The 7,184-nt window shown below is 56.9% G+C and carries 4 protein-coding genes, 2 tRNA genes and 1 pseudogene; 3 read left to right on the top strand and 4 right to left on the bottom strand.

Annotation, left to right across the window (positions count from 1 at the left end; all coding sequences use genetic code 11):
• Positions 1-103 (top strand): annotated as a pseudogene (locus HF327_RS22180) (electron transfer flavoprotein subunit alpha/FixB family protein); the annotation flags it as partial.
• Between the two features lie 159 nt (positions 104-262).
• Positions 263-1,249 carry a Bug family tripartite tricarboxylate transporter substrate binding protein gene (locus tag HF327_RS17835; RefSeq protein WP_198461672.1) on the top strand — a complete coding sequence of 329 codons (987 nt, stop codon included), beginning with the start codon at positions 263-265 and terminating at the stop codon, positions 1,247-1,249.
• 106 nt (positions 1,250-1,355) lie between these two features.
• Here HF327_RS17835 and HF327_RS17830 read toward each other — a convergent pair.
• Positions 1,356-1,432 (bottom strand) — tRNA-Pro (locus HF327_RS17830).
• A gap of 258 nt (positions 1,433-1,690) precedes the next feature.
• Between HF327_RS17830 and HF327_RS17825 the strand changes: the two genes are divergently transcribed.
• On the top strand, positions 1,691-2,209 hold the full coding sequence (locus HF327_RS17825) for a GNAT family N-acetyltransferase (protein WP_198461671.1): 519 nt from the start codon (positions 1,691-1,693) through the stop codon (positions 2,207-2,209).
• A gap of 122 nt (positions 2,210-2,331) precedes the next feature.
• Here HF327_RS17825 and HF327_RS17820 read toward each other — a convergent pair.
• The 3 genes from HF327_RS17820 to HF327_RS17810 all read right to left on the bottom strand — a co-directional run bounded on the left by HF327_RS17820 (position 2,332) and on the right by HF327_RS17810 (position 6,711).
• A tRNA-Ser gene (locus tag HF327_RS17820) sits at positions 2,332-2,421 on the bottom strand.
• A 334-nt stretch (positions 2,422-2,755) separates the two neighbouring features.
• Positions 2,756-5,053: an NADP-dependent malic enzyme gene (locus HF327_RS17815; protein WP_198461670.1), complete on the bottom strand. Its 2,298-nt coding sequence runs from the start codon at positions 5,051-5,053 to the stop codon at positions 2,756-2,758.
• A gap of 170 nt (positions 5,054-5,223) precedes the next feature.
• On the bottom strand, positions 5,224-6,711 hold the full coding sequence (locus HF327_RS17810) for a nucleobase:cation symporter-2 family protein (RefSeq protein WP_198461669.1): 1,488 nt from the start codon (positions 6,709-6,711) through the stop codon (positions 5,224-5,226).
• Positions 6,712-7,184 lie beyond the last annotated feature (473 nt).

Below are 7,184 nucleotides of genomic sequence, written 5' to 3'. Positions count from 1 at the left end.
GGCGATCAACAAGGACCCTGAGGCACCGATCTTCTCCGTGGCCGATTACGGTTTGGAAGCAGACCTGTTCGCCGCTTTACCTGAAATGACTCAGGTCATTTGATCTGCACAAAAGGCTGACTTCGGGGGGAGTTGGTCTTTTGACGAGAAGACGGGCCGAGGTGTGACGCAGAACATATCCGGCCCACACATGCTGTGTATAGATTTTGTCGGCGTTGCCGCAGGCAGCGTTGGCAATGCGATCCGACCAAGTGAGACAACCATGCCAAATAACGTTTCCCGCCGAACCTTCATCGGTACCGCTGTCGCTGGTGCTGCCCTTCTGTCGCCAGCAGTGCGTGCGCAAGGCACATGGCCCAACAAGCCCATCCGTATCGTTGTTCCCTATACGGCTGGCGGCTTCACCGACCAGATGGCGCGCCTGCTGCAGGTAGGCCTGCAAAAGGCATTGGGTCAGCCCATCATCATTGATAACAAGCCGGGGGCGAATAGCCTGATCGGTGTTGATAATCTGGCGAAATCTGCAGCTGATGGCTATACGTTTGGAGTCGTGATTCCTGCCTTCTCGGCCAACACCACGCTGTACACCAAGCTGCCTTACAACCCGAAGAAAGATCTGGTCGGCGTATCACTGATGGGCGTTTCTCCATTGGTGGCGGCTGTGGCCAACAATGCTCCGTTCAAGACGACTCAGGAGCTGATTGCTTACGCCAAGGCGAATCCGGGTAAGGTGGCATTTGGTTCCTCGGGCAGTGGCTCCAGCGCGCACCTGACGACGGAATTGATGAAGCTGCTGACCAAGACGGACATGATTCATGTGCCCTATAAAGGCGCTGCACCTGCGCTGACCGATCTCATGGGCGGTCAGATTCCGTTGTTTCTGGACCCGCCTCCCAACCTGATTCAGCCCGCCAAGGCAGGCCGAATCCGTCTGATCGGCGTGGCCAGTGAAAAGCGTCTGGCCGTTTTGCCCGATGTGCCCACATTTGCAGAGCAGGGCATCCCTGACTTGCTGGGTAGCACCTGGGCCGCCATGATTGCGCCAGCAGGTGTGCCACGTGAAATTGTGCAGCGCATGTCTGCAGAAGTGGCTCGCATTATTCGTAGCCCCGAAATTTCGCAGCGCATGGCGCAGACGATGGGCACTTTTGCCGAAGGCTCTACACCTGAAGAATGCGATCGCTTTATTGCTGCTGAAACCGCAAAGTGGGGTCGTGTGATCCGTGATGCGAAGGTGACGCTCGATTAAACGAGGGCTTGCTGACTTGATTCCCCATGCATGTGCTTGCATGGGGGAGTGAGCTAGTACAGACGGACAAAAGGGGTTAGATCTTTCGATCTAACCCCTTGTCGTTTGGTCGGAGCGGCGGGATTCGAACTCGCGACCCTCTGCTCCCAAAGCAGATGCGCTACCAGGCTGCGCTACGCTCCGTAAGCATTGATTCTAGCGCAGTTTCGGACTTGCATTTTCCTGGTAGTCATTTTTTGTAGAAAAGTGGCTGGATTCACTGCTTAAATTTGGAGTAAAGACGCGAAATTCATCGGCACTTGCTTGACCCAACCCTAAAAATGAAAATATCGGCAAGCCCAAGGCTTGGCTGATGCATCAATAGATTGCTCCTGAAATGAGAGCGATATGCGCTTAGTGTTAAAGCGCTAGAGGTGCTAATCTCTTCAAATGCATGCACCTTTGAATCTGCAATTTCGAGATTTTGATGACGGAGATCTCTCGGCCATCGTCAGTGCCATGGGCGATCCGCAGGTCACGCGCTACTACGGACTGGAAACCACACAAACCGATGCACTGGCCATTGCACGTGAGCAGTTGAGCTGGTATCGCGCACTGAATGCAGAGGGCGCAGGCTGGTGGCAGGCCATTTGTCTGAATGGTCAGTCCATTGGTGCCATCGGTGCCTATGACCGCGATGAAGACGGCGACAGCGCAGAACTGGGCTACTGGCTGCTGCCAAGCCATTGGGGTCGGGGGCTCATGCGCTCAGCCCTGTCGCAATGCTTGCCCGGCGTCTTTCAGCAACTCAATTTGCACAGTCTGGTGGCTTATGTTGAGCCTGAAAATCAAATGTCAATCAAGCTGCTGACGGCCTGCGGCTTTGCTTATGAAGGGCTGCTGCGTGAATGCACCCGGCGTGGAGATGACTATGTGTCACTTCAGCGTTTCTCGATGCTCGCGAGAGAGCTGGAGCGGTAGCTGGACTCGAATTGCAGCAGAAATAAGAGGGTTGATGTAGCCTGTCTAATGCGCGTTAGCACTCTGCTCTCAACGATGGGAAAAAATAAAAAAGCGCCTAAGAAGGCGTTTTTTTGATCATCTGGCGGGGACTGTGAGATTCGAACTCACGGAAGGATCACTCCTTCGGCAGTTTTCAAGACTGCTGGTTTAAACCACTCACCCAAATCCCCGGATGGCAGGATTCTACACAATGATTGTGGGCAATCTAGCTTTGTGAGCGTTTTGTCTTTGTTCTTGAAAACATTAGCATCCAGCGCTGGATGAGAACGGGTTAGAAGCCACATTTACGAACAACTATGGCCAGATTGTTTTGCAGCACATGCCAGAGTCAGCTGCTGCGCTGACGTGGGCGGTGCCACTTCCCTCTTCGAGACGGCGGACATTGCAACAACGCCAATGAACGGCGTGAGCGGAAGATTGCTGGTTGACCAGGCGACAAAAAACGCCCCGAAGGGCGTTCTTTATTGGGTGGTCAAGGTCAGATGCCTGAGAGATTCGATGTGATCAGTTGCGTAATGCGATGGCTTGAGCCGCAGCCAGAGCGGTCATGTTGACCACGCGGCGCACAGTGGACGAGGGGGTCAGCACGTGAGCAGATGCGGCGCAGCCCATCAGGATGGGGCCGATGGTGGTGCCGTGGGCACCAGTGGTCTTGAGTACGTTGAACAGAATGTTCGCGGCGTCAAGGTTGGGGCAGATCAGTACGTTGGCTGCGCCAGTCAGTGTGGAGTCCAGCAGCGAGTGGCTGCGAACTTCAGCGGACAGGGCGGCATCGCCGTGCATTTCGCCATCGCACTCGATGTGCGGGTTGGCGGCGGCGAACAGGTCGCGTGCAGCGCGCATCTTGCGGGCCGAGCCGCGTGTGGACGAGCCGTAGTTGCTGTGCGAAAGGAATGCCACCTTGGGAGGCAGGCCGAAGCGGGCCACTTCGTCGGCCGCCATCTTGGCGATCTCGGCCAGCTCTTCGGCGCTGGGAGCGTCGTTGATGTAGGTGTCGGCCACGAACAGCGTGCCCGATTCCAGCATGACGGCGTTCACGGTAGCAAACTCGCTGGCGCCCTTCTTCAAGCCTAGGACGTCTTCCAGGTGTGCCAGGTGGCTGTCGAAGCGACCGACCAGACCGCACAGCATAGCATCGGCATCACCCAGGTGCACCATCAGAGCGGCGATCAGGGTGTTGGAGCGGCGCACGGCGGCCTTGGCGGCTTCGGGAGTGACGCCGTCACGGCCCATCAGCTTGTGGTAGGTCTCCCAATACTGGCGGAATCGGGGGTCATCTTCAGGGTTGCAGATTTCCACGTCCTTGCCAGGCTGTATGCGCAGACCCGCTTTGGCAATGCGGGCTTCAATGACAGCAGGGCGGCCGATCAGGATGGGCTTGGCCAGACCGTCGTCCAGAGCGACTTGCACTGCGCGCAGCACGCGTTCGTCTTCACCTTCGGCATAGGCCACGCGCTGTTGGCCGGCCTTGGCGGCAGCAAACACGGGGCGCATGAACATGCTAGTTTGGTAGACGAAGCGGGTCAGGCTTTCGCGGTAGGCGGCGATGTCTTCGATGGGGCGGGTGGCCACACCGGATTCGGCAGCTGCCTGGGCCACGGCGGGAGCGATACGCAGGATTAAGCGTGTATCAAAAGGCGTGGGGATCAGGTAGTCAGGGCCGAATGTCAGTTCCTTGCCTTGGTAGGCGGCGGCGACTTCATCGCTGACGTCTTGCTTGGCCAGTGCAGCGATTTCGCGCACGCAGGCCAGCTTCATAGCTTCGGTAATCTTGGAAGCGCCGCAATCGAGTGCGCCACGGAAGATATAAGGGAAGCACAGGACGTTGTTGACCTGGTTAGGGTAGTCCGAGCGGCCGGTGGCGATGATGCAGTCAGGGCGGACAGCCTTAGCCAGTTCAGGGCGGATTTCGGGCTCGGGGTTGGCCAGGGCCAAAATGATGGGCTTGTCGGCCATGGTTTTGACCATGTCGGCCGTCAGCACGCCAGGGGCGGAGCAACCCAGGAACACGTCAGCAGCGTTCACGGCGTCGGCCAATGTGCGGGCGTCGGTGTTTTGAGCGTACTGGGCCTTGGAAGCGTCCAGGCCGCCAGGGCGACCTTCATAGATCACGCCCTTGGAGTCGCACATGAAGACGTTTTCACGCTTCACACCCAGACCGACCATGACGTTTACGCAGGCAATGGCAGCGGCGCCGGCGCCAGAGACAGCGATCTTGACCTTGTCAATTTCCTTGCCCACCAGTTCCAGGCCATTCAGCAAGGCGGCGCTGGAGATGATGGCGGTACCGTGCTGGTCGTCATGGAACACCGGAATGTTCATGCGCTTGGAGAGTTCCTGCTCGATGTAGAAACACTCGGGGGCCTTGATGTCTTCAAGGTTGATACCGCCCAGAGTAGGTTCCATCGCAGCGATGATGTCGATCAGCTTATCGGGATCGCGCTCGGCCAGTTCGATGTCGAACACGTCTACGCCGGCAAATTTCTTGAACAGGCAGCCCTTGCCTTCCATCACCGGCTTGGAGGCCAGAGGGCCAATATCGCCCAGTCCCAGCACCGCAGTGCCGTTGGTGATCACGCCAACGAGGTTGCCGCGCGAGGTGTACTCGGCTGCAGTGGAGGGATCCGCCTCGATGTCTAGGCAGGGGTATGCCACACCTGGCGAGTACGCCAGAGACAAGTCGCGCTGGTTGGACAGGGGCTTGGTGGGGGTGACGGAAATCTTGCCTTTGATGGGGCTGCGGTGGTATTCGCGGGCCGCATCGCGCAGGGCTTGTTCGGCGGAGGACAGGTTTTGTGTCATACGAAATTTATCAGCAAGGTTGCGTCTCTGAGCTTACCGGATGGTGAGAGGCTTTTTGGGTCAGGTCTGTTTTACCTGAACTGCACCGACAACAAACCCCCTGGCGCACCAAAGTACGGTCAGGGGGCCTGGACCGGCGGGTAAGCCGGCTGTTTCAAGAGGGTTGACGTTTAGTGAGCGTCTGCCTCGCGAGCTGCGTTGATTGCAGCGGTGTTGTCTTTGGCGGCGCCGTTAAAGAACAGATTCAGTGCTACAGCGGTAATCGAAGCCAGCAGGATACCGGATTCAATCAGTGGATGGATGGAATGAGGCATCCACTGACGGAAATTAGGTGCAACCAGAGGAATCATGCCCACGCCGATAGACACTGCCACGATCATGGCGTTGTGCTTGTTGTTGCGGAAGTCCACGTTAGCGAGGATGCGGATACCGGTGGAGGCCACCATACCGAACATCACCAGACCAGCACCGCCCAGAACCACGGTGGGCAGGGACTCAATCAGAGCGCCCATCTTAGGCAGCACACCCAGAACGATCAGGATGGCACCACCGGCCACGCAGACCCAGCGGCTCATCACGCCAGTCACCGCGACCAGACCCACGTTTTGCGAGAAGCTGGTGTAGGGGAAGGTGTTGAAGATACCGCCGATCAGGGTGCCCAGACCGTCGGTACGAAGGCCCTTGGTCAGGTCTTCTTGAGAGATTTCGCGCTTGGTCATGTCGCCCAGCGCCAGAAACATGCCGGTGGATTCGATCATCACCACCACCATCACCAGGCTCATGGTCAGGATCAGAATGGGGTCGAAGACAGGCATGGCGATGTCAAAAGGCAGCACCAGGGTGAACCATTCGGCCTCGGCAACCTTCTTGAAGTTCATCAGGCCCATGGCGACCGAGATCACGCCGCCGATCAAAATGCCCAGCAGCACCGAGATATTGGCGACAAAGCCCTTGGCAAAACGTGCGATCAGCAAGATGGACAGCAGCACCACGCCCGAGACGGCTGCGCCTTGCAGATCCGCATACTTGGGGTTAGGGATAGTGGGCAGAATCGAGAAGCCCTTGGGCACGGCAGGCAGGACGGAGCCGGGGGCGCCAGCCATTGCCTGGGCTTCAGCCAGCCACTTCAGGTGCTCGGGGTTGGGCACGTTGGGGGCAGTTGGACCCACGGGGTTGCCGAAGATCCAGTTGATGCCCACGCGCATCAGGCTGATGCCGATCACCGCAATGATGGTACCGGTCACGACGGGTGGGAAAAAGCGCAGGCAGCGGCTGATGAGCGGGGCAATGATGATGGACACCACACCGGCCCCGATGACCGAGCCAAAGATCAGGCCCGCGCCTGCGTTGCCGCCTGTGGACTGGGCAATGGCCACCATTGGCGCTACGCTGGCAAAGGTCACGCCCATCATCACGGGCAACTTGATACCAAACCACTGAGTGGCACCAAGGGCTTGAATTAGTGTCACCAGACCGCAGACGAACAAGTCGGCAGAGATCAGGTGCGCGACCTGCTCTGGAGGCAGGTTCAGGGCGCGGCCCACGATAAGGGGCACGGCCACAGCGCCCGCGTACATGACCAGCACGTGCTGCAGGCCAAGCGCGGTGAGTTGCCCGGCGGGCAAAACTTCATCGACGGGATGCACTTTGGATGTCATAAAAAATGTCTCCTCACTCCATATTGGGATCAGGTTGGCGCACAGCTGTTGCCGCTGCGTCAATCCATACAAAAAGTGTATACAGAGTGAAAACGCGAATATCTCCCGGTAAACCCTGTCCAAATATCGTTAACAGGTTTCAAAGATGTGGGTTATGTTATTTCTGCATGATCCTTGGGTGAATTATCTTTTTGCTATATAAATAGGAGCTTGAATCGCTTTTACTGCATGTGTTTTATTTGAATAGCTTCTTGAGACTGCTTGTTTTTATATGGTTGTAGCTATTAAATTAATAGCTTTAATTGAGCGATATGCCTTTCATCAAGAAATAAAGCGAGTTATGCACGTGTAGGTCATGGCAGTTGAAACATTTCGCTTCTGAAAAACCGAGCAGTACCGCTTGAGTCAAGACCTGATTACTGCTGCTAAACCCACAGAAAAATCGCACAACGCGCGCTATTGCAGCTGTGCTT

The sequence above is a fragment of the Comamonas suwonensis genome, from assembly GCF_012844455.2.
Taxonomy (GTDB): Bacteria; Pseudomonadota; Gammaproteobacteria; order Burkholderiales; family Burkholderiaceae_C; genus Comamonas; species Comamonas suwonensis.
Note: the sequence above shows the minus strand (reverse complement) of the source record. Positions and strands in the feature narration are given on the sequence as shown.